The sequence below is a fragment of the Stenotrophomonas sp. SMYL86 genome (assembly GCF_036320025.1).
Classification (GTDB): Bacteria; Pseudomonadota; Gammaproteobacteria; order Xanthomonadales; family Xanthomonadaceae; genus Stenotrophomonas; species Stenotrophomonas maltophilia_A.
The window spans coordinates 278,443-300,194 of sequence record NZ_JAWIRU010000001.1 but is presented as its reverse complement, the minus strand read 5'-3'; the positions used below and the strand labels follow the sequence as shown (position 1 = coordinate 300,194).

The following is a 21,752-nucleotide window of genomic DNA, read 5'->3' as shown; positions in this document are numbered from 1 at the left end:
TCAGCCCGCAGCGCCGAGTGCGGCGCTGCGGCGCCTTCCGGCGTAGTGCAGCACGAACAGGTAAAGGCCGGTGAACAGTTGCAGGAACAGGGGGGGCAACGGCGAGTAGGTGAGCCACACCGCAGGCTCGCCCTGTCCCATCGCGCGCGCTACGAAGTTGGCGATCACCGCCAGGGTGAACACGATTGAGGTCCAACGGTGCACGGGCCGTGCCCAGCCACCGCGGCTCATTGCCGGCGCCTCGTCTCGGAGCGGGCTTCGATCATCTTCCAGCCATTGCCTGATGGATCGCGGAATCCGGCGTCCACGGCGCCATAGCGCTCGATCGGCTCCTGGGTGAATTCCACGCCCAGCGCCAGCCATTGCGTGTAGCGCGCCTGGCAGTCATCCACGGCCAGCACCAGCGGCGGCATTGCGCCCTTGGCCACCAGCTGCTGCAGCGAAAGCGCGGTGGCCGCATCGTGGGTGGGCGGGCCAGGCACGAACAGGCCCAGCTGGAAACCGTCCTGGTCCGGGCTGCGTACCGTCAGCCAGCGGTAGCTGCCGTTGCGTACATCGGTATGCACCTCGAAGCCGAGCTTGCCGACATAGAACGCGAGCGCCTCATCCTGGTCGCGCACATACAGGCCGACCGTGTTCACAGTGTTCGTCATGGGACCTCCCTCAGGTGGGGTCCACGTTAGCAACCGCCTCGCGGCGACGCTTCTCCAAAACTGCGATCTTAAGGTCCGGTCGCTGTGCGGCACGTGCGTGGCATTCCGGCACGCTGGTCGACGCCGCCTGGCCTGCACGCTCACGCTCACGCACATTGCCCGGGCTGTCACCGGTGATGTCACGGAAGATGCGGCCAAAGGTGCCCAGGCTGCTCCACCCGGTCTGCACGGCGATTTCGGTGACCGGCATGTCGGTGTCACGCAACATCGCCACGGCCCGTTCGATGCGGCGGCTGAGAAGATACCGGTGCGGCGGCAGCCCGAATGCCTGCTTGAACGAGCGGGCGAAGTGCGCCGGCGACACCGCACTGACCTCGGCCAGGCGTGTGACTGGCCATTCCTCATGGCTGGCCCGGTCCATCCGGTCCTTGGCACGCAGCAGGCGTCGCAGCAGTTCGGGGCTCTGGTTCACGGCGTCACCGCTTGGGCCAGATGATGGCGTGCTGCGTGCCGTGCCTCGGCGGCCTGTTCGACCACCCAGTCACGGAATGCGATGACCTTGGCGCTCCCACTCCGTGCCGAGGGCGCCACGAACCAGAAGCTGCGACCGTCGCTGGCGACACCCGGATGCGCCTGCACCAGGCGCCCGCTCTCCAGCTCGGCCTGGAACAGGATCGGCGAACCGATGGCGATGCCCTGCCCTGCGATCGCGGCACCGACATCCAGATGCTCGACGGCGAAGGGCGTGACCAGACTCCCTGGTGCCGGCGGTGGAAGGTGCCCGTGCGCGGCGAACCACAGGGCCCACCAGTCCGGCCGACCGAGCAGCGGAATCTCCAGCGCGGTGCTGCCCAGCCCACGGGCCGCCGGCAGCAGCGCCGGCGCACACAACGGCATGAAAACGCTGGGGAACAAGGGCGTGGCCTGCAGCCCAGGCCACTCGCCATTCCCGTTGCGGATGGCGGCATCGAAGTGGCCGGCGGCAAGATCCTGCGGCTCTGCCGACAGATCCAGTTCCAGCAGGAGCTGCCGATGGCGGGCGCGGAACGTACCCAGCCGCGGCGTCAACCAACTGGTGCCCAGCGTTGGCAGTACGGACAGGCGCAGTCGCGCCGCATCCATGCCAGCGGCGCGCATGAAGCTGGCGCGTAGTGCGTCGAATGCCCGGGTGGCTTCCTGCGCGACACTGGCACCCACCACCGTCAGTTCCACGTGCTGTGCGTGGCGCAGGAACAGGCAGGTACCGGTCTGGGCCTCCAGCCGCCGCACGTGATAGCTCACCGATGCCGCAGTGGTGTCGAGCTCCTCGGCGGCACGCGCGAAGCTGCCCAGCCGCGCCGCCGCCTCGAAGGCGCGGATGGCGGCAAGCGATGGCAGCTGGCGTTGGGTGACCATAAGTGTGGCTTAGCCTGAGCCCCGATATCTGCGTGGTCAATCCCCTTCGTACCCGCAACCATGGGGGCACCTTCGGTAGGGGATCACGCATATGGATCGACGGCAGTTCCTGGTCACCCTGGCCGCCACGGCCGCGTCCACCGCCCTGCCCGCCGGGTGGGCCCTGGCCAGTCACAGCGAAGACTGGAAATGGTTGCAGGGCAACTGGCAGGTCCGGCACCAACGCCTGAAGGAGCGGCTGGTGGGCGATACCCGCTGGGAAGCCTTCACCGGCGCCAGCGCGGTCTGGCTCACCCTGGGCGGGCTCGGCACCATCGATGACAACGTCATGGCACTGCCTTCGGGTCCCTACAGGGGCCTGGGCGTGCGTGCATTTGATCCCGTGTCTTCCACGTGGTCGATCTGGTGGATCGATGGCCGCAATCCTGTCCATATCGAAGCCCCCGTACGCGGCGGTTTCAAGGGCGATGCCGGCGACTTTCGCGGTACCGACCAGATCGACGGACGCCCCATCGACGTGTGGTTCCGGTGGCACGCCATCCACGGCGAGGAGCCGTGGTGGGAACAGGCATTCTCCGACGACGCCGGTGCGCACTGGGAGGTGAACTGGCGCAACTGGTTCCGCCGCACGGCTGCGGCCCCCTCTCCGCTTCCGGAGCTGCCGGATGCACCGGGCGATTTTGATTTCCTGGTGGGCCATTGGAACGTGCGCCATCGTCGCCTGCGCGCCAGGCTGGCAGGCAGCGATGCGTGGGACGCGTTCAACGGCACCCTGCACAACTGGCCGGTACTGGGAGGATTCGGCAACGTAGGTGACAATCTGATGGACGTGCCAGGAGCGCCGCTGCGCGGCATGGGCATCCGCGCCTGGAATGCGGCTGAGCGGCACTGGCTGAGCTGGTGGCTGGATGGCCGGGAACCGACCCGGATCGGCGCGCCACTGCTCGGCCGTTTCGAGGCCGGTGTCGGTCGCTTCTTCGGCGAAGACCAGCACGACGGACGAGCGATCCAGACGCGGGTGATCTGGTCACGCATTACCCCGCGTTCGGCGCGCTGGGAACAGGCGGCCTCGACCGATGGTGGACGCAGCTGGGAAACCAACTGGGTCAGCGACTTCGAGCGGCAGGCATGAAGGCGCTGCTGGCCGTGATGCTGCTGGTGTCTGCGTCGCCTTGCGCGTCTCCATCCAGGGTGCTGCAGATCGTCGGCCCGGCCGAGCGCTTTGCTCCGGGCATTGCGTCCACGCAGTACGACGAGATTCGACTGACCTTGAGCCCGGACGGAAAGACCGCGCTGTGGTTCAGCCGCAACCGGCCCGGCGGTCCGGGCGGGTATGACATCTGGGTCTCCCGTAACGATGGGCAGCGCTGGCGGCCGGCGAAGCCGGTCTCGTTCAACACGCCGGGACGTGACTTCGATCCCGCCTTTTCCGCCGATGGCCGCGCGGTGTATTTCTGCTCGGATCGAGCAGGCGGCCAAGGCGGCGACGATCTGTATCGGGTCAGCGTGGGGAGCGACGGTCGATTCGGGGAGCCGGTCAATCTTGGCCCCGCAGTGAACAGCGCGGCCGATGAGTTCGCGCCAATGCTCTCGCCAGACGCAGCCACGCTGCTGTTCTCCAGCGATCGCGCAGGCGGTGCGGGTGGCCATGACCTCTACGTCGCAGCGATGGTCCGTGGTGAGGCGCAGCCCGCGCGGCCACTGCCCGGAGACCTCAATACCTCGGCGCAGGAGTTCGATGCCACCTTCCTCGGGGATGGCCGTACTGTGGTCTTTGCCCGCGCTCTCGACTTCGGCAGCGCACCGGTGCGCCAGTTCATTGCCTACGAACGTGGAGGCCGTTATGACGCGGGCCATGCATTGCCCTCGCCCTTGAACGAAACCTCCGGCGACAGCTACGGCGCGATGCTGGATGGCTCGCAACCCGGCACGTTGACCTATTCGGCCCGGCGTGCGGACGGTGCAGGGTTGGACCTGTACCGCATCCGCTACCGGATGAAGCGCCCTTGAAGGCGGATGTTGTCGATTCCCGGCACCCCGGTTCGTCGAGAGGATGAATACCCCAGGAGAAAATGCAGATGCCCTCCCATCAGTCCCTTGCCTGCGCCTGCGGCCAGGTCCGCCTGACCGCCACGGGCCAACCCATTGCCACCGTCGAATGCTGCTGCGACAGCTGCCGCAAGGCCGGCGCCATGCTGCAGTCGCTGCCCCGAGCACCCGAAGTACTGGGCCCGCATGGCCAGACGCTTTTCGTAATGCACCGCAAGGATCGCGTCAGCATCGACGCCGGACATTCCACGCTGCGTGCGTTGCGCTTGTCCAGCAGGGGCGGCAGCCGCCGCGTCCTGGCGGGCTGCTGCAATACGCCGCTGTTCCTGGAGTTCAGTGGCGGCCATTGGCTGAGCCTGTATGGCCTGCTGTGGCCCGCATCGGCAAGACCCGCCGTGGAGATGCGGACGATGGTCAGTGATCTTCCTGATGCGTCTGTCCTTCCGGACGATGTGCCGAACCTGCAGACCCGGTCGCTGCGGTTCCATGCACGGTTGATGAAGGCGTGGATCGCCATGGGCTTCCGCAGCCCACGCATCGAAGTCGCGGGAGATAGCCATGTCTGAGCCCGAGCGGATCGAGATCGAGAGCATCACCACGCCCGGGCACATCCAGCGCGTGGATCGTGCCAAGTATCTCGCCATGCGCCATGCCTTGCTGCAGACCCTGCCTGCGCAACCGCCAGGGTTGACCGTTGCGCAGGCCAAGCAGGCGCTGCTGCCGCACCTGCCCACCGCCCTGTTCCCGGCAGGCGCCACCGCCGGCTGGTGGTTGAAGGCCGTGCAGCTGGACCTGGAAGCCAAGGGCGTGATCGAGCGCGTCACGGGCAAGCCGTTGCGCCTGTTCAAGCACCTGGCGGCCGGCTGATCAGCGCTGCGCAGGCAGCTCCAACCGGTGCTTGCGGCACAGGCGATACACCGTCACCCGCGAGATCTGCATCTGCCGCGCGCACTCGGAAACGTTGTAGCCGGTCTGGCGCAGGGTCTGCAGCAGCACATCGCGCTCGGCCTGCCCCCGCGCATCGTGCAGCATCGCCCCAGGCAGGACCGCCACCGATGCGCCCAGCTCCAGGTCACGCTCGCTGATCAGCTCGCCCTCGGCCATGATCGCTGCACGCTGCACACGGTTCAGCAGTTCGCGTACGTTGCCGGGCCATTCGAAACGCCGCATGGCCTGCAGTGCGGCCGGCGCAAAGCCGCGCGCACGCACGCTGTGGCGCTGCCGGAAACAGCGCAGGAAGTGTTCGGCCAGCAGCTGCACATCGGCACCGCGCTCACGCAATGGTGGCATGAGCAGGCGCAGCACGTTCAGACGGTAGTAGAGATCGCTGCGGAACCGGCCCTGCGCCACCGCGTGTTCCAGTTCCACGTGGGTGGCAGCCAGCACTCTCACATCCGCCCGCAACGGCTGGCTGCTGCCGACGCGCTCGAAGGTGCCTTCCTGCAGTACACGCAACAGGCTGGTCTGTGCCTCCGACGGCAGGTCACCGACTTCGTCCAGAAACACCGTGCCGCCGTGCGCGGATTCGAACACGCCGATCTGCCGTTTGTCGGCACCGGTGAACGAGCCACGTTCGTGGCCGAACAGCTCCGACTGCACCAGGTTGGCCGGAATCGCACCACAGTTCACCGCAATGAAAGGCCTCCCAGCACGCCCCGACAACGCATGCAGCGCATGTGCGGCCAGTTCCTTGCCTGTACCGGTTTCGCCGGTGACCAGCACCGGCAGCTCCACCGGCGCGAACTTGTGCAGCACCGTGCGCACCGCATGCAGCGCAGCGCTTTCACCAATCAATGCGTGCGGTCCCTGCCCGCTGCAGGTTGCGTCGACAGGCGGATCATCTGCGTCGAACTGCTGGCGCATTGCGCAGACCAGATCCTGCAGGCCGAACGGCAGCGTGAAGCGGGCACGGCATCGCTGCAGCAACGGCAGCCAGGCCGCTGAAGCAGGTCCGCCACCCGGTGGCAGTACCGCCAGCCAGGGTAGATGCTGGTGCTGCTCGATCCACGGTACCAGCAGCTGCAGCGCGACCGCATCGAGGTGACGCAGATCGAGCACGGCGAGCAAGCGATCGCGCCCGCGCAGGCCAATCGCCATGGCGGGATCGGGACGGATGCTGCGCACATACCAGCCTGCTGCCGCCAGCGCACTGCGCTCGTTCGCCAACGGCTCGCCAAACCAGAGCACGCAACGTGACGTTGAAGCCTCCGGGACCGCTGCCATGCTTCCCCCAGCATCCGGACACCGTCGGCGGACTGTCAGGCAATCACCGGCGTGCCGCCCCCCGCCGGGACCTCTACGGCCACCGGGGCGGCCTTTGTTGGGCGGATCCTAGCGCTTCCCTAAACGGCGGCGCAATGAGCAGTGCGTCAAGAAATTCCTGGCTGAAGCGGCACCGTTGCAGACCGCGACGCCACCTGTAACACGGATGCGACAGTCGCCCGCGGCCCTTGCCCTGCGGTGCCTGGGGCTTCGAAATCCCAACAATTCCGCGACGTGCCTGTAACAGCGTGGCAGCAGCCCGGTCAGGTGCGGCACGGTGCCGACATTGGCCGGTGGGCACTTCGGAGTTGGCACGGTTGATGCGTGGTTCCGCCGCACCCATCGCGGGAGATCGGCATGGACGGCTCCACCCTGATTCGCGGCCTGGCCGCAGCACTGGCAGTGGCCCTGCTGTCGGTTGGCGCGGGCGCATCCGCATCCGGCGCCCGCCAAGGCGTGAAGGCACAACCGGGCGAGATCGTCCTGCTGCGGGATGTATCCGCGCGCCCGGCATACCGCATGGCACCGCCGGGCATGGCGCTGATTGCCGACCCGAAGCCGCAGCGCGAGATCGCCACCGCATTGGGTGCCGGCGGCACAACAACCGGCATGGACGAGTTGAGCGATGAGGACTATGCCGGCATGGGCGCCGGCCAGGCCGCGTCCATCGCGGCGCCGGGTGGCACCACCGTTGAACGGGTCACCCAGCAGGCCCTGGGCGGCACGCTGGGCCGCAGTGGCGACGGCATGGTTGGCAGCAATCTGGGGGGAGCCATGAGTGGACCGCTCGGTGCGGTCGGCAGCAGCACCCGCGGTATCGCCGATACCGTGCGCGGCGCACTGGCCCAGTTCCCGCTGCAGGGCACGGCCCCGGCAGGTGGAAAATGAAGGCGCTGCACGGGTTGCTTCTGCTGCTCGCTGCCGCGCCCTGGGCGACCCGGGCCGATGACTACAGCGGCATGCTCGCCTATCTCGACGTGGCCCGCATCGACGGCCACGCACTTGCCGGAACGAATGGCGCCATCGCCGTGAACCAGGCCGCCGGCGACCTCAACGTGCAGGCCAACCTACGGGGTATCGCCAAGGGTGATCGCGCCGACATCGCGATCAATGCGCGGCAGCTGCAGCAGGGCAACCGCGTGCTGTCCGGGCCGCTGCAGGCCACTGCATTCATTGGCGGTGACGCACTGGCCGGTGCCAGTGGCATCGCATCCATCAACCAGGCCAGCGGCATCGCCAACACGACGCTCAACGTCGTCAGCGCGACGCTGGCCCGACAGGGCATACGCGAAACCGACGATACGGCCTTGGCCGCCGAGGGTTCCGCGTTGGCAGGGGGGCGGGACGACACCGGTCACGGCGTCGCGACGGGCACCCGCAGCGCAGGTGTAGCCAGCACCGCACTGCGGGGATTCGACGGGGTCCTGCAACTCAATCAGATCGCGGGCAACGGCAACGACACGGCCAACGTATTGGGCCTATTCGTGCAGGACCGCCCGTGACAACCACCCAACCGATGCACCACCTGATGAGAGAGAGGGCACCATGAAAGCGACCGTCAAACAGACCATGCTCGCCATGGCGATTGCCACTGCCTCGACCGCCGCTGCGGCCAATGGCTGGGACAACCAGAACGCCAATGCGAACATCAATCACAACCACACCGTCAGCGAAACCCGCAACGACACCCACAACCACACCGACAACGACGTACGCAACCGCACCGTCAATGTCAATGTGCAGAAACACAGCAACATCCAGGCCGACGAACGCAAGGAAAAGAACAACCACGGCGTCGACGTGAACCTGGAGAAGGACCTGCGGCTGAGCACCGACATCAATTTCTCCGGTGACCCGAACATCACCGGCGACATCGACCTCGACTCGGCGGCCATTGCCGTGATCGACAACCGCCAGTCGATCAGCAACAACGCCACCAGCAACAGCCTGGTCACCAACAGTGCTTCCATCGGTGACAGCGTGGGTGCCGGCGCCTCGGGCAATCTCGGCTTCAACGTTGTCTCCGGCGACAACAACGCGCAGGACAATGCCGCGTCGCTGTCCGCTGCCGACGCGTCCTTCAGCTTCGGCATGGCCGACGCCGAGGTGTTCGTCAACCAGGCCGGCTTCGGCAACGCCACCATGAACTCCGGCGTCACCAACGCCGCAGGTCTCGGCGGCAACGCCTTCGGTGGTGCTTCGGGCAACATCGGCGTGAACATCGCCTCGGGCAACAACAACGAGCAGAAGAACGCGCTCGCGGCCTCGGTAGCGACCACCGCAGTGGCGCAGTCGAGCATCAGCTCCAACCAGGTCTCCACCGGCAACACGGTCAGCAATGCCGGCTTCGTGCAGTCCTACACGGATACCGTGCAGGTCGGAATGCGTGGCGGCGTCAGCGGCCTGACGCTGGCCTATGGCGCGGGCACCTACCGCGGCACCGGCAACGCCTACCAGATGGCCAACTACTATCTGGATACATGGAATGGCGAGCTGCCACATCCGGGTGGCAACAGCACCGGCCACATCGACCTGGACAACGAGATCCAGAACGCCACGATGAACCCCAACCGGCCGGGAGTGGGCGGCCTGGGCTTCGATACGCGTGAGAGTGGCACCAGCCAGTTCGTCGAACTGGGCGTGGCCGATCTGTACGCCAGCCTCAGCGGCACGGTCAGCACCACGCGCTGGGTGAACGTCAACGCCACCAACACCTCGGCGTTGTCCGGCAGTGCCTTCTCCGGCGCCTCCGGCAACATCGGCGTGAACGTTGCTGCGGGCACCGGCAACCTGCAGGCCAACAGCCTGGCCCTGGCCGTCGCCCAGCCCAGCACCGGCGGCGGTGGCGGCAGCGGCGAGTAAGCGCAACACCCCGGCCGTCCGCCAATGGCCGGGTCCCCGGGAGCCCCTGTTCCTCCTCCCCCTTGGGACAGGGGCTCCCCCCTGCTGCCGGAGAACGTGATGATCCGTTGCCGCCTCTCGATGCGCCTGCTGGCGATGCTGTTGCTGCTGGGTACCGCCTCCGCGTGGGCGGGCGAGGTGCGCTTCAGCGGCGTATTGCCCAATGGCGCGTTGCTGCAGCAGAAGGTGGAGAGCATGCAGGAGCGGCGCTACCGCAACGTGGTGCGGCAGCACACCGATTACAGCTGCGGGGCCGCCGCGCTGGCCACCATCCTGCGCCACGCCTACCACCTTGATACCGACGAGGCGACGGTGATCGAGGGAATGATGGGGGTCTCCGATCCCGCTCTGGTAGCCGAGCGCGGCTTCTCGCTGCTCGACATCAAGCGCTACGTGGAATCGCTGGGCATGCGCGGTCGGGGCTACCGCATCGATGAAACACGACTGCGCACCCTTCGCGTGCCAGGGCTGGTGTTGATGGACGTGCGCGGTTTCCGCCATTTCGTGGTGCTCAAGCAGGTGCGCAACGGCATCGTGGAAGTGGCCGACCCGATCCTGGGCAACCGCAGCCTGGCCCTTCCGGAGTTCCTGGCCGCCTGGCCATCGCGCGCGGTCTTCGTGGTGATCGGCAGCGACTTCGATCGCAACACCGCTCTTCTGCAACCCAGCGAACGGCCAAGCGCCCGCGCGCTCTACGCGCGGCAAGGGCCGATCACCGATGCCGAACTGGTCGACTTCGGCTTCAGCCACGCCGACCTGTTCTGAAGGAGGTTCGACCATGTTCCGCCAACCGATGATGATGGCTCTGCTGCTGGCCTTCCCTTCCCTGCCTCTGCAGGCGGCAGAGGGTGCTCCCGGTCGCGGCCTGAAGGAAATTCCGGACCCGGAACTGAGCCTGATGCGGGGGCGCTACACCGTGGGTGGCAACAACGTTGCCTGGTTCGGGGTCACCATGGTGTCGCAGTGGCAGGCCAGCAACGGCGCGACGCTGCAGGGCAGCCTCACCCTGGGCATGGACTTCCGTGGTGGTGGCGCGCCGAAGCTGAGTTTCCAGCCCAGCGTGCATGTCACGGCAGCCGATGCGCCGCTGCCCGATACCCACGGACGCAGCATCGACAGCAGCGGCCTGGCCAACGCCAGCGGCCTGGTGCAGAGCGTGCAGGTGGCCGGCGATGGCAATGTCGCGCGCAACGTCACCACGCTGACCGTCCGCGAGGGTGGCGTGCCAGCCGTTCTCTCTGATGGCGCAGGCAACGTCACCGCGCAGCAGGCAGGCGCCAGCGCGACCGCCATGCTGGAAGGCAACCAGGCACGCCTGCTGCTGCAGGTGGATGGCCAGGGGCTGGTGCAGCAGTGGATCCGCAATGGCAGCGTCGGCCAGGGGATCGCCCTCGCCGGTGACGGCCAGATCGCCAGTAACCAGCTGCGGCTGGAGCTGGTGCGCAACGCCGTGGGCAGCAACCTGCCGTTGAGCCAGAACGTGGCCCAGGCGATTGCGTTGAACCGCGGCATGGGGCCAGGCCAGTAACAGGGCCTGGCATTGGGGGAAACGCTCCACAACGCAGGACACCATCATGCACACCCTGATGAGGATCACCCCGTTGGCACTGGCGGCGCTGGCGGGCACCGCCCTTGCCGCACCGCCGACGTCCGACGATGGCGCTGACGTGCAGGCCCTGGCCAACCAGCTGGAACAGCTGAAGGCCAGCTACGCACAGGAAGTGCGGCGGTTGCGCGAACTGGACATGCAGGTCCAGGCCATGCAGGCGCGCTTGAGCGGGCGGGTTGGCCCGGTCACGCCCCCCCCGGCTGCGCCATTGGCGCAGGCAGCGGCCGCCGCGGTCCCACCGAGCAGCGAGGGCTACGCCAGTACCGCCGCCGAGGCGCAACAGGCCAAGCAGGAGTCGCGGCGCAGCGTGGACGACGTGAAGCAACAGCAATCGGCCCTGTTCTCCCGCCGCTTCACCATCGAGAACAGCCTCACCTACGCCCGCTACGACCGCAAGCAGCTCACCCTCAACGGCTTCCTCGCGCTGGACGCCATTTTCCTCGGCAATATCGCCATCGAGAACGTGGAGTCCGACTCGCTGACCTACAACGTGGCGGCCCGCTGGGGTGTCAGCCCGAACCTGACGCTCAACCTGGACGTGCCCTACCTGGCCCGGCGCACCGTATACCAGAAGGGCGGCGCCGGCGGAGCAGCGGCCGCCATTGCACAGGAAGAGACCAACGGCAACGGCCTGGGTGATATCGGGCTCAGTGCGAACTACCGGTTGTTCGGCGAACGCGGCTGGCGCCCTGAGACCGTGCTTACCGCCGGCGTCACCGCCCCCACCGGGCGCGCACCCTACGGCCTGGACTGGAAGGTGATCGAGCGCGATGACGACGACTACATCCGCTTCGCCGTGCCGCGCGAGCAACCCACTGGCAATGGCGTATGGCAGGCCAACCTGGGCCTGTCGATGGTGAAGACCGCCGACCCGGCCATCCTGTTTGCCAACATCGGCTACGTGCACTCCATCCCGCGCGGGTTCAACGACATCGACAGTAATCCGGACACGGTGAACCCGGGCGATGTGAAGCTGGGCGGCTCGGTGTACTTCGGCGCAGGCGTGGCCTTCGCATTCAACGAGCGGACCAGCCTGAGCCTGTCCTTCAGTGACCGCATCAGCGCACGCGCTTCCACCCGCTTCCAGGGCGGCAAGTGGATGAAGGTGATCGGCAGTGATGCCAATGCGGCATCACTCAACCTGGGCGTGACCTATGCGCTGAACCAGCACACCACGCTGGTGACGCTGCTGGGCATCGGGCTGACCCCGGATGCGCCGGACTTCACGTTGGCGTTCAAGATTCCGTACATGTTGTAGCCAGCTGGAGTCCTATTGCACGTGCGGCAGGCAGATCTGCGCAGAAGTGACAACTCCACATCCACATTCTGGCTGGGTTCCAGCGAGTGGAATGTACTTGTGGCCATGAACGTTGCCGCATCGGCCACAGCTATGTCTTGCATCCGTGCGAGTTACGAACCAGCCGTTGTTCAGCGCATCGGCGATGGTTTGGTCATGGGGCACGCTCGGGTAGGCATTCTCATATGTCGAGAGGACCATGCGACCTGGGCCCCGCACATTTGGTGTCGCTCCGAACTGGATATAACCGCCGTGGTGTGGAGCGACTACAGCAGTTACACCGTCCAAAGCGTTTGAGTCAAATGAGCCGTACTCGGCGTCACCACACAGCACAGCGACGGCGCGCGCTGACTCAACCCTGAGTGCCAGCGAGCTGTTGTTCTTCAGGTAGCTCTGGGTGTTCGGTGAGCCGGCGGAGGGCGAACAGGACCATATTCCGATGCTCGCCCCCTGAATGTGGACACTCCCTTCAGGCCAGACGAAAAGTGAACCATTACTCGCTAGCGTCCGCAGGAAATGAATGTGGCTTCCCCAGTACAGAACACCCTCTGGCAGACGGACAATCCACTTCCTTTGCAGGGCACTATCGCGATACTTCGGGGCTGTTTTCCAGTACTTTTCTGTTGAGTCCCAGGCCGCCCCACCGGACTCCACAGCAAACAGCCAATGGTCCTGATCCAGATGAGAGAGCACGACTGGTTCAGCATGATTGAACGCAAGAGGATTGAAATTGACAAGCAGTGGTTTGGTTCTGGCCTTGAGCCCAATCGGGCGGCCGAAATCAAAGAAGAGGCGAGGATGTTCGTTGCAATCGACAACCGCGTTGAAGTTTGCCTGGCCTACATCATAGATCGCGATGCCATGGGGTGCTCCCGCTTCTGCATTCTTCAGCAGTTTTCTGATGCCAGCCTCACTTGCAGGCCTGCCGACGGAAAACCTGCCTATTGTTCCGCAGACCTCAACATCTTGAGGCGACATCTTCTCAATCGTCATGAACAGCTGCTCTCGCTCGCCGTCACCACGATCGTCCAGAACGGCCGTTGACACCGGGATCGCCCCGTTGGAGGGAGTATCGGAGAGTGTGATCAGCTGGATCGTCTCATACAGAAGCTGGTCGGTTGGCCCCCTCCCCTCTTCCGCATATGCCAGCAGGAAATCAAGGGAGGGGAGATCCGCCCCTGACTCCAGATAGTTCTTCGCTCCATCTACCGGAATCGCATCAATGAGCAACGGCGCCCCTCGATCTTCTTCGCCTTCCTCTGGCTCGTTCAACGGTTCAATAAGCGCGTAGTACTGCGCACTACGCCCTTCGGATATGTGGCGTTGCATGCTCTGCACCCTCCTTGGCTAGACCCGACACAGCGTCGGCTGGGACGTCATTGCCCCTCCACCGATTAGGCCCGGAGTCGGCGGCGGAATCAACGACCGGACTATTACAGAGGTTCCACGGTGCCCATTCACCCACCGGCACCACAGCCGCCCCCGGCCACTGCTATATTCAGTCCAGCTCGGCAGGCATGGTGCCTGCCCTCGAATCACAGGGAGTTGGTCATGGGTCTGGTACAGGCGGTGAAGGGTGCGGTTGGCGGTGTGCTGGCCGACCAGTGGAAGGACTTCTACACCGTGCCGGCGGGCCTGCCGTCCACGGCGGCCCTGTTCGCGGCGGTGCCGCAGGGCACCAACGCCGGCCGCGGTTCCAACACCAGCGGCTCGTCCAACATCATCACCAATGGCTCGAAGATCATCGTGCCGGAGGGCTACGGTCTGCTGCTGTTCCAGGACGGCGCGATCACCGCGTTCGTTGCCGAACCGGGCGGCTACGAGTGGCGCTCTGACGATCTGAACTCGCAGTCGATCTTCGCCGGTGACGGCCTGGTCAGCACCTTCATCAAGCAGAGCTGGGAGCGCTTCAAGTTCGGCGGCCAGCCGGGCTCGCAGCAGGCGGCCTACTTCGTCTCGCTGAAGGAACTGCCGGACAACCGCTTCGGCACCCAATCGGAAATCTACTGGGACGACGGCTTCCTCAATACCCAGGTCGGCGCGGTCACGCGTGGTTCGTACACGCTGAAGATCGTCGACCCGATCCTGTTCGTGAAGAACTTCGTGCCGGCCAGCTACCTGCAGCCGGGCCAGGTGTTCGACTTCACCGATCTGGACAACGCCGCGGCCAGCCAGCTGTTCAATGAAGTGGTCGGTTCGCTGGCGCCGGCCTTCAGCCTGTATACGAACGATCCCAGCAAGGGCAACCGCATCACCAAGCTGCAGCAGGACTCGCTGGGCTTCGCGCAGAGCCTGTCGGCTGCGGTCGAACAGGGTTACCAGTGGAAGTCCGACCGTGGCCTGGCCATCGTCAAGACCGCTATCGTCTCGATTGAATACGACGCCAATACCCGCGAACTGCTGAAGACCGTGCAGCGCGCCGATGCGTTGTCCGGTTCGCGCGGCAATTCCAACCTGCAGGCCAGTGTCGCCCAGGGCATCCAGTCGGCCGGCGAGAACGGCGGCGCGGCCGGCCTGGTCGGCGTCGGCATGGCCTCGGGCATGTTCGGAGTGGGTGGCATGCAGCAGCCGGTCACTCCGGCCGCGGATGACCCGGTCGCCAAGCTGAAGAAGGCCAAGGAAATGCTGGACCTGGGCCTGATCACCCAGAGCGACTATGACGCCCTGAAAGCCAAGGCACTGGGCCTGTAACAGCAGGACCCACAACGAACATGTCCGATCCCCGAAACGGCCCACCGCCGCTGCCCGGATCCGCGCCCGCGACGCCGCCGCCCTTGCCGGCGGCGTCGTTGGATGGGCCCGGTTCGCCGCAGGACGTCCCTCCCCTGCCCGGCAGCTTCCCGCTGGACACCTCGAAGCTGCCGCAGGCGATCCGCGATGAAGTGGAAGCGCCCGATCCTGTGGCCATCGATACTTCGGCCAGCGAGCTGAAGGACGGCCTCAACCGCTGCCCCAAATGCGGCGCCACCGACATCCGGCCCAAGGCCGGTACCGATATCCTGGTCTGCCTGTACTGCCGTCACGAATGGCATGGCGCGCGCGTCGAGGAGGAGTTCGGGCTGGGCGAGGCCATCGACCAGCTGCGCGGCACCGTCATCGCCTCCGGCGCACGCGACATCGATGCCGACACCTCGGCGTTGATGACCTTCAAGTGCACGGGCTGTGGCGCAGAAGTCACGGTCAACACCGAAAGCACGATGACGGCGCGCTGCCACTGGTGCCGCCACGTCTTCGGCGTCAACGAGCAGATTGCCAATGGCGCGGTACCCGATGCGGTGCTGCCCTTCCACATCAAGAAGGACGATGCGGTCGCGCGCATCCGCCAGTTCGTCGACAAGCGCCGGATGTTCGCGCTGAAGGCGTTCAAGGACCAGTTCACCCCTGAAAACGTGGTGGGCGTGTTCCTGCCCTACATGATCGTCGACAGCAATGTCAGCGCTGCGGTGGCCGGCAAAGGCGAGATCAAGACCCGTGAGTACACGGTCGGCAGCGAGAAGAACAAGCGCACCCTCTACGACGCCGATGTCTACCAGGTCGAACGCCAGGTCGATTTCACCGTCGACGATCTTCCGCTGGAATCCTCGGCCGAGCGCGGCAACCTGGATACCCGCGCCAACACCAACAACATCATCAACACCATCCTGCCGTTCGATACCAAGAACGCGGTGAAATGGAACGCCTCCTACCTGGCCGGCTTCACTTCGGAGAAGCGCAACCTGGATGTGGAAAAGCTGCGGCCGCGGCTGGAAGACCAGCTGCTGTCGATTGCCCGCGCACAGGTGGAAGGCTCGGTGAAGCGCTACAACCGCGGCGTGCGCTGGGAGCAGGAACAGCTGGAGGTGCATGGCACCCGCTGGGTGTCGATGTACCTGCCGGTCTGGCTGTACTCGTACCATCAGCCTGGCAAGAACGGCGGCATGCTGCACTACATCGCGGTGAACGGCCGTACCGGCGAAACCATGGGCAGCGTGCCCGTGCAGCAATGGAAGATGCTGCTGGCGGCCCTTGCCACCGGCACCGTCATTGAAGCCCTCGCAATTGCCTTCCTGGTGGCATCGACATGAGCGACGACAGTGGCCTCTGGCTGTTGGCGGCAGGTCCGGCCGGCGCAACCGCGCTGTACTGGGCGTTGTACCGCTATTACCGCAACACCGACAAATCGCATTCCTTCGAGCACGAGACCGAAATCGAGGCGCAGCCCGTGACCGGTTCAGACCAGCAGGTGGGCCGGGTCACCGGCACCGAGGAAAAGCGCATACGCGGTGACAACGTGTACGAGTACCGGAAACGGGTGGCAAGGGTGAAACCCGACCAGTAGAGCCAGGCCATGCCTGGCTGATCGACAACGCCGCAACGACGACGGTGAACAGCTTCAGCCGGGCGGATGTGTACGCGCCTGCGACTGTGGCCTGCTTCGCAGATCAGCTCTGTTTGCCATGCCTATACTACCGCCGCTTCCACCCCGGCCATCGTTGCACCTGCCGGTGGAAGCGGCGGGGCTGGATGTCCCCGTCGGGCCGGCCGCCACGCTGCCGCCGGCCCTGCCAGTGATTTGTAACCCAACGCGGTTCAACCAATCACCAGGGGGAAGGCTATGCGCTACACACGTCGTGATTTTCTTGCCACCACCGCCAGCGCTTCATTGGCGTCACTGGTAGCACCCGGGGCCTGGGCCAGCGGCGCCGCACCGGCCGGAAGGGCCGCGCTGGCGCGCTACCACCGCTACAACGTCACCAGCCCCGAAGGCCAGCGCATGCTGGCCAGCTACGCACGCGGCATCAAGGCCATGCTGGCATTGCCGGCAGACGATCCACGCAACTGGTTCCGCAACGCCTTCGTGCACCTGATGGACTGCCCGCACGGCAACTGGTGGTTCTACGTCTGGCACCGTGGCTATGTCGGCTACTTCGAACAGACCATACGCACGCTCAGTGGTGATCCGCAGTTCGCCATGCCCTACTGGGACTGGACCGAGCTGCCACGGATTCCCCCGGCGATGTTCGACGGCGTATTGACGCCCACTGACAGCGCCTATGCGCCGTATACGCGCAACCTGGCGGTCTTCACCCGGTTCATGCGCCCGTCGCTGCAGCGCTACTGGGACACGCTGGATGCAGGCCAACGCGGCCAGCTCAAGTTCCGCGGCTACCTCACTGCAGACGATGTCTGGAACGATGTGACCGGCTACAGCGTCGCGGAAAAGACCGGCATCTCGGGCAATGCGGCCTATGCGATCACCTGCGGCGCCCGCTACCTCTGGCGCGAGAATCCCGGCTTCGATGCAAAGACCGCTTCGGCCGTGTCTCCCGACACCATCCACGCGGGGCTGTCGCCGGTCGAGTTCTACAACGACGATGTCAGCCGCAGCTTCACCAGCTCGCGTACGGCCTCGCACGTGGTGCAACCTGACGGCGCCACGAAATTCTCGGTACTGGAAGGATTCCCGCACAACAAGGTGCACAACTGCATCGGTGGCGTCGGCGCGGTCGATCCCGGCCCCTACGGCAACATGACCAACTTCCTGTCACCACTCGATCCGATCTTCTACCTGCACCACGCCAACATGGACCGCCTGTGGGATGTCTGGAACCAGCTGCAGCAATCCCGCGGCAAGCCGATCATGCCCATCAACGTCGACCAGCGGCGTCAGTTCATGAACGAACCGTTCCGGTTCTTCGTCGATGCACAGGGCAAGCCCGTTGGCGAGCGTCCGGCCAGCGCGTTCTTCTCCACCGCGGCCTTCGACTACGACTACGTCTACGCGCGCCGCAACGACCTGCTGGAGGCGGTCACGCTGCCAGCAGCTGGCGGCGCGGTGCGGCTGGTGCGCGGCACACGCTCCGATGGCGCCGTCCGCGTGGCTGTCCCCAATGAGGCGGTGCGCGCGCACCTGACCACATCGGGCCCGCGCCAGTTGATTGCCGAAGTGACCCTGGAGCGACCACGCGGTTTGAACAATACGCGCGAGTTCGACGTGCTGATCAACGCACCGGCGGGCACCGCCTCCGTGGCGGCCGACAGTCCGTACTACGCCGGCACCGTATCGTTCTTCGGGCCGACCATGGCCGGGATGGATCACAGCCACCCCACCACGTTCGCGGTGCCGCTGCCGCAGAAACTGGGGGCCCTGCAGGCGCTGAATGCCGCCGATGGGGGAACGACCACGCTGGAGATCCGCCTGGTCGCATCGTCCGGCCAGGCACCGCAGACATTCCCGGTGCTGGATGCCGCCATCCTGGTAGCGCCGCAGCAGCCGTGATGATGCACGGCAGGTGCCAGCGCTCTCCGGCACCTGCCTTCGGCCTGGCAGTCCTCAGCCTGCCTGCCCCAGCCGCACCTTCAGCTGCTGGATCTCCTGTTCGCTAACCCCGATCGACTTCAGGTACCCTTCCGCACCACCGTACTGGCTGTGCAGTGCCGCCAGGAACTGTTCCATGTTGTCCGGTGCGGTACCGGCCATACCGGCCATACCGGCCATCTTGCGGGCGATCTCGGGATTCTGCTTGACCAGCGCCATGATCTGCGCGTTCATCGCGCTGTCCTTCGGCTGCCCTTCCAGGTAGTGCGCGGAGATCGCGTAGTTGTGCACGATCTCGGCCTTCGGCACGCCCGCCAGGTCCAGCAGCAGGCCAGCGATGATGCCGGTGCGGTCCTTGCCGGCCGTGCAATGGAACAGCACGGCACCGTCCTGCTGCGCGGCGATGCGCTGGAACACCTGCTTGAACTGCGGCTGGCTGTGGCCCAGCCACTGCACATAGGCTTCGCCCAGCGAATCCGGGAAACTGGTCATCATCTTCTGCAGGTCCATCTTGTCGGTGCCCATCAGCGAAATGCGCTGGTAGGCAAAGCGATCATCCTTGGCCAGCAGGTCCGGCGACTGCGCCTCTTCATCGGCGGTACGCAGGTCGATATCCAGCTTCACGCCGGCCGCCGCCAGTGCATCACGGTCGACATCGGTCAGGCGGCCGAGGTCGGCGGTGCGCACGAAGGCATCGGCGGGAATCGGCCCTTTGCTGCCCTGCAGGCCAGCGAAGGTACGCACATTCCAGGCGCCCTGCAGCGGGATCACGCGCTGCGCATCGGCAGCGACGGGCTTCACGTTCGCAACGGCCGTCGGCTTCGCGGCGGCGGCCTGCGGCGCATCAGCGGCAACAGCCGTCGCGGCCATCGGCAGGCTGAGCATCACGGCCAGGACAAGTTCGGTAGAGCGGTGCTTCATGGAATTCTCCGTTCGAATCAGAAGTTGACGGCCATTTCCAGGCCGAAGGTACGCGGGTCGTTGAAGATGCCGCTCTGGCCCAGCGCCGCGCTGTTGATCTTGTAGAACAGGTGCTGCTCATCGAGCAGGTTGCGTGCCCACAACGAGAACGACATGGTGGTGCCAGTGCTGTTGACCGGCACATCCACCAGCGCCACCCGTGCGTTCACCACGAACGAGCTGTCGGTCAGCATCTGGTCGTACTCGCTGGTGTAGTAGCCATCGGACCAGTTGCCGTCCACATGGAACTTCAGTGCCGAGAAGTTCGCGAACGCCACCAGGTAGTCGACCGACAGGCTGCCGGCGTTCTTCGGCGCCAGCAGCGGCTGGACCGTTACCTGCACCCCTGCACCGAACGGGTCCGTCGCGGTCTGCGCGTCGATCTTCGTATAGGCGTAGTTGAGGCCGAGGGTGAGGTTGTCCACCGGCATCACGTTGAACTCCAGCTCCGCGCCGCGCGACTTGCCATCGCTCAATGCATTGGTGGTGACCATGGTGGTGCGGGTCTCGCCACTGTTCGGGTCGAACGGCAGCGAGAAGTCCATCTGCTTTTGCGCGATGGTCGAATCGAACACCGCCAGGTTCAGGCGCGCGCGGTTGTCCCAGAACTGCGATTTGAAGCCCAGCTCATAGGCCGTCACTTCTTCAGGACCGAACGCGCTGTAGTTGGTCGAGCGCGAGTTGGCACCGCCGGCCTTGAAGCCGGTGCTGTACTTGGCATAGACCATCGCGTGCTCGCCGAGGTCGTAGGCGATATTGACCATCGGGTCGAAACGGCTCCAGCGATCCTTGAACGCAAGGTTGGTCGCCGCACCATTGACGATGTACAGGCTGCCCTTCTTGTCATCGCGGGTATAGCGGCCACCCGCTGTCAGGTGCAGCCGCTGCATCGCTTCCGGGGTCCACGTGGCCTGGCCGAAGACGCCCAGGCTGTCGGTCCAGGCCTTGCTGGCGCGATCGATGCGTACCCGCGAGAGATCCAGCGGGTTGGTCGCCGGATTCACGGTGTAGCTGTTGCCACCCGGCCCCCACACCAGCATGTTCGGGGTCTGCGCATTGTCACCGGCGGTCTCGTGGTAGTAGAACGCGCCACCGAGGAACTGCACCTGCGAGGTGTTGCCGATGAGCTGGAATTCCTGGCTGTACTGGTGCTGGTAGACCTGGGCCAGGCTGTAGCGACCGAACGGCGTTCCTGCACCACCGTACGCCGAGATCGCGTCAACCAGGCCCATGTCGAACTGGCCCTGGGTGAGTTCGCGGTATGAACTGATCGACTTCAATTCCAGGTTGTCGTTCAGCGTCCACGACAGGTTCAACAGATGGCCACTGGTGCGGCCGGTATTGTCTTCCTGCGGGCCGCCGAGGATGGCGCTGTCGCGGCGATCCTGGCTGGCGCCGACCTTTTGCAGCGGGCTCAAGTAGGCACCCGGCACCAGCACCTGCGTGTGATAGGGCGTGGTGGCATCGAAGGAACGATCGAACGCATACAGCAGCGAGAAGTCATCACGGGGCTGCCACAGCGCGGTCAGGCGTGCGCCACGCTTGTCGTAGCTGTTGAAATCGCGCTCGCCGCGCATCGGGTTGTCGGTGGTGCCGCCACGCTTGGCCTGCACGGCGTCGATCTTGAAGCTGACATCGCCCACCTTGGGCAGATCCAGGTGCAGCGCACTGTTGTAGCCGCTGAAGTTGGACACGCCGACGCTGACGTTGCCGCCAAACTCGCCGGTCGGCGCCTTGGTGACGATGCTCACCGCGCCGCCTTCGGTATTGCGGCCGAACAGCGTGCCCTGCGGCCCCTTCAGCACTTCGATGCGCTCCACGTCGTAGAGCATGCTGCCCAGGCCCTGCGCGCGGCCCATGAACACCCCGTCGACGTAGATGCCGACGCCGGCATCGCGGGCCGGTTGGTTGGCGTCGCCGGAGGCACCGATGCCACGGATGCCGATGTTCAGCGCAGAACTGCGGGTAGCGAACGGCGTGACCCGCAGTGATGGGATGGAGCCATCGGACAAGCTGCCCAGCGAAATCGCGCTTCGGTCCTTCAGCGCTTCGGCATCGACCACCGATACCGAGATCGGGGTCTCCTGCAGGTTGGTGGCGCGTTTCTGCGCGGTCACCATCACCTGGTCAAGGGCGACCACGGTGCGCGCGGCATCGGCGGATGCCTCGGCGTCGGCGCTGGGACTGTCTTCGGCATGGGCCAGCGCCGGCAGTGCGGCGGCAATGGCAAGGGTGAGCAGCGGGCGGTGCAGCAGGGCGTGGCGCATCGGACTCATTCGCGGAAGGAGAAGGCCGGCGCAGTCTGGGAGGAGGGAATTACAAATGAAT

22 protein-coding genes are annotated in these 21,752 nt (G+C 65.5%); 14 read left to right on the top strand and 8 right to left on the bottom strand.

What is annotated here, in order from left to right:
- From V3B64_RS01350 to V3B64_RS01335, 4 genes are read right to left on the bottom strand one after another with little or no spacing between them, the layout of a single operon-like run.
- Entirely contained in the window at positions 1-231 is a 231-nt protein-coding gene (locus tag V3B64_RS01350; RefSeq protein ID WP_329913431.1) for a hypothetical protein, read from the bottom strand.
- A complete protein-coding gene (locus V3B64_RS01345; RefSeq protein ID WP_329913430.1) occupies positions 228-653 on the bottom strand; it encodes a VOC family protein in 426 nt (141 codons plus the stop codon). Before V3B64_RS01345 ends, V3B64_RS01350 begins: the two co-directional genes overlap by 4 nt.
- A 10-nt stretch (positions 654-663) precedes the next feature.
- Entirely contained in the window at positions 664-1,125 is a 462-nt protein-coding gene (locus tag V3B64_RS01340) for an AraC family transcriptional regulator (RefSeq protein WP_329913429.1), read from the bottom strand.
- Positions 1,122-2,048: a LysR substrate-binding domain-containing protein gene (locus V3B64_RS01335; RefSeq protein ID WP_329913428.1), complete on the bottom strand. Its 927-nt coding sequence runs from the start codon at positions 2,046-2,048 to the stop codon at positions 1,122-1,124. Before V3B64_RS01335 ends, V3B64_RS01340 begins: the two co-directional genes overlap by 4 nt.
- Before the next feature lie 91 nt (positions 2,049-2,139).
- Here V3B64_RS01335 and V3B64_RS01330 point away from each other — a divergent pair, with 91 nt between their 5' ends.
- The 4 genes from V3B64_RS01330 to V3B64_RS01315 all read left to right on the top strand — a co-directional run bounded on the left by V3B64_RS01330 (position 2,140) and on the right by V3B64_RS01315 (position 4,964).
- Positions 2,140-3,180 carry a hypothetical protein gene (locus V3B64_RS01330; RefSeq protein ID WP_329913427.1) on the top strand — a complete coding sequence of 347 codons (1,041 nt, stop codon included), beginning with the start codon at positions 2,140-2,142 and terminating at the stop codon, positions 3,178-3,180.
- Entirely contained in the window at positions 3,177-4,058 is an 882-nt protein-coding gene (locus tag V3B64_RS01325) for a PD40 domain-containing protein (RefSeq protein ID WP_121503350.1), read from the top strand. The genes V3B64_RS01330 and V3B64_RS01325 overlap by 4 nt, the downstream gene beginning before the upstream one ends.
- A 182-nt stretch (positions 4,059-4,240) precedes the next feature.
- Positions 4,241-4,663 carry a hypothetical protein gene (locus V3B64_RS01320; protein WP_329913426.1) on the top strand — a complete coding sequence of 141 codons (423 nt, stop codon included), beginning with the start codon at positions 4,241-4,243 and terminating at the stop codon, positions 4,661-4,663.
- The gene (locus V3B64_RS01315; protein WP_329913425.1) at positions 4,656-4,964 is read left to right on the top strand and encodes a hypothetical protein; all 309 of its coding nucleotides are present in this window, start codon (positions 4,656-4,658) and stop codon (positions 4,962-4,964) included. Before V3B64_RS01320 ends, V3B64_RS01315 begins: the two co-directional genes overlap by 8 nt.
- Here the strand turns inward: V3B64_RS01315 and V3B64_RS01310 are convergent, their stop codons facing one another.
- Positions 4,965-6,320: a sigma-54 dependent transcriptional regulator gene (locus tag V3B64_RS01310; RefSeq protein ID WP_107431931.1), complete on the bottom strand. Its 1,356-nt coding sequence runs from the start codon at positions 6,318-6,320 to the stop codon at positions 4,965-4,967.
- Between the two features lie 396 nt (positions 6,321-6,716).
- On the opposite strand from V3B64_RS01310, the gene V3B64_RS01305 reads away from it, so the two are divergent.
- The 6 genes from V3B64_RS01305 (at position 6,717) to V3B64_RS01280 (ending at position 12,127) form a co-directional block, all read left to right on the top strand.
- Positions 6,717-7,247 (top strand): hypothetical protein, encoded by a 531-nt coding sequence (locus V3B64_RS01305; RefSeq protein ID WP_164079503.1) that lies wholly within the window; start codon positions 6,717-6,719, stop codon positions 7,245-7,247.
- The gene (locus V3B64_RS01300) at positions 7,244-7,861 is read left to right on the top strand and encodes a hypothetical protein (protein WP_329913424.1); all 618 of its coding nucleotides are present in this window, start codon (positions 7,244-7,246) and stop codon (positions 7,859-7,861) included. Before V3B64_RS01305 ends, V3B64_RS01300 begins: the two co-directional genes overlap by 4 nt.
- Before the next feature lie 43 nt (positions 7,862-7,904).
- Positions 7,905-9,221 (top strand): hypothetical protein, encoded by a 1,317-nt coding sequence (locus tag V3B64_RS01295; protein ID WP_012511147.1) that lies wholly within the window; start codon positions 7,905-7,907, stop codon positions 9,219-9,221.
- Positions 9,222-9,320: 99 nt separating this feature from the next.
- Complete coding sequence (locus V3B64_RS01290; RefSeq protein WP_032127221.1) at positions 9,321-10,025, top strand: C39 family peptidase; 705 nt, start codon at positions 9,321-9,323, stop codon at positions 10,023-10,025.
- 13 nt (positions 10,026-10,038) lie between these two features.
- On the top strand, positions 10,039-10,788 hold the full coding sequence (locus V3B64_RS01285; RefSeq protein ID WP_125894789.1) for a hypothetical protein: 750 nt from the start codon (positions 10,039-10,041) through the stop codon (positions 10,786-10,788).
- A 46-nt stretch (positions 10,789-10,834) separates the two neighbouring features.
- Positions 10,835-12,127, top strand: coding sequence for a transporter (locus tag V3B64_RS01280; RefSeq protein WP_329913423.1), 1,293 nt, complete (start codon positions 10,835-10,837; stop codon positions 12,125-12,127).
- Positions 12,128-12,139: 12 nt separating this feature from the next.
- Here V3B64_RS01280 and V3B64_RS01275 read toward each other — a convergent pair whose 3' ends face one another.
- Positions 12,140-13,495, bottom strand: coding sequence for a hypothetical protein (locus V3B64_RS01275; protein WP_197615903.1), 1,356 nt, complete (start codon positions 13,493-13,495; stop codon positions 12,140-12,142).
- Positions 13,496-13,717: 222 nt separating this feature from the next.
- On the opposite strand from V3B64_RS01275, the gene V3B64_RS01270 reads away from it, so the two are divergent.
- The 4 genes from V3B64_RS01270 to V3B64_RS01255 all read left to right on the top strand — a co-directional run bounded on the left by V3B64_RS01270 (position 13,718) and on the right by V3B64_RS01255 (position 18,425).
- On the top strand, positions 13,718-14,857 hold the full coding sequence (locus V3B64_RS01270) for an SPFH domain-containing protein (RefSeq protein WP_049401484.1): 1,140 nt from the start codon (positions 13,718-13,720) through the stop codon (positions 14,855-14,857).
- A gap of 20 nt (positions 14,858-14,877) precedes the next feature.
- A complete protein-coding gene (locus V3B64_RS01265) occupies positions 14,878-16,230 on the top strand; it encodes a membrane protein (protein ID WP_049461047.1) in 1,353 nt (450 codons plus the stop codon).
- Positions 16,227-16,484, top strand: a complete 258-nt coding sequence (locus V3B64_RS01260; RefSeq protein ID WP_032127215.1) for a hypothetical protein — start codon at positions 16,227-16,229, stop codon at positions 16,482-16,484. The genes V3B64_RS01265 and V3B64_RS01260 overlap by 4 nt, the downstream gene beginning before the upstream one ends.
- A 276-nt stretch (positions 16,485-16,760) precedes the next feature.
- The gene (locus V3B64_RS01255; protein WP_329913422.1) at positions 16,761-18,425 is read left to right on the top strand and encodes a tyrosinase family protein; all 1,665 of its coding nucleotides are present in this window, start codon (positions 16,761-16,763) and stop codon (positions 18,423-18,425) included.
- Positions 18,426-18,479: 54 nt separating this feature from the next.
- Here V3B64_RS01255 and V3B64_RS01250 read toward each other — a convergent pair whose 3' ends face one another.
- Both V3B64_RS01250 and V3B64_RS01245 read right to left on the bottom strand, forming a co-directional pair.
- Positions 18,480-19,385: a tyrosine-protein phosphatase gene (locus V3B64_RS01250; RefSeq protein ID WP_329913421.1), complete on the bottom strand. Its 906-nt coding sequence runs from the start codon at positions 19,383-19,385 to the stop codon at positions 18,480-18,482.
- Between the two features lie 17 nt (positions 19,386-19,402).
- The gene (locus V3B64_RS01245) at positions 19,403-21,691 is read right to left on the bottom strand and encodes a TonB-dependent receptor (RefSeq protein ID WP_329913420.1); all 2,289 of its coding nucleotides are present in this window, start codon (positions 21,689-21,691) and stop codon (positions 19,403-19,405) included.
- Positions 21,692-21,752: the final 61 nt, after the last annotated feature.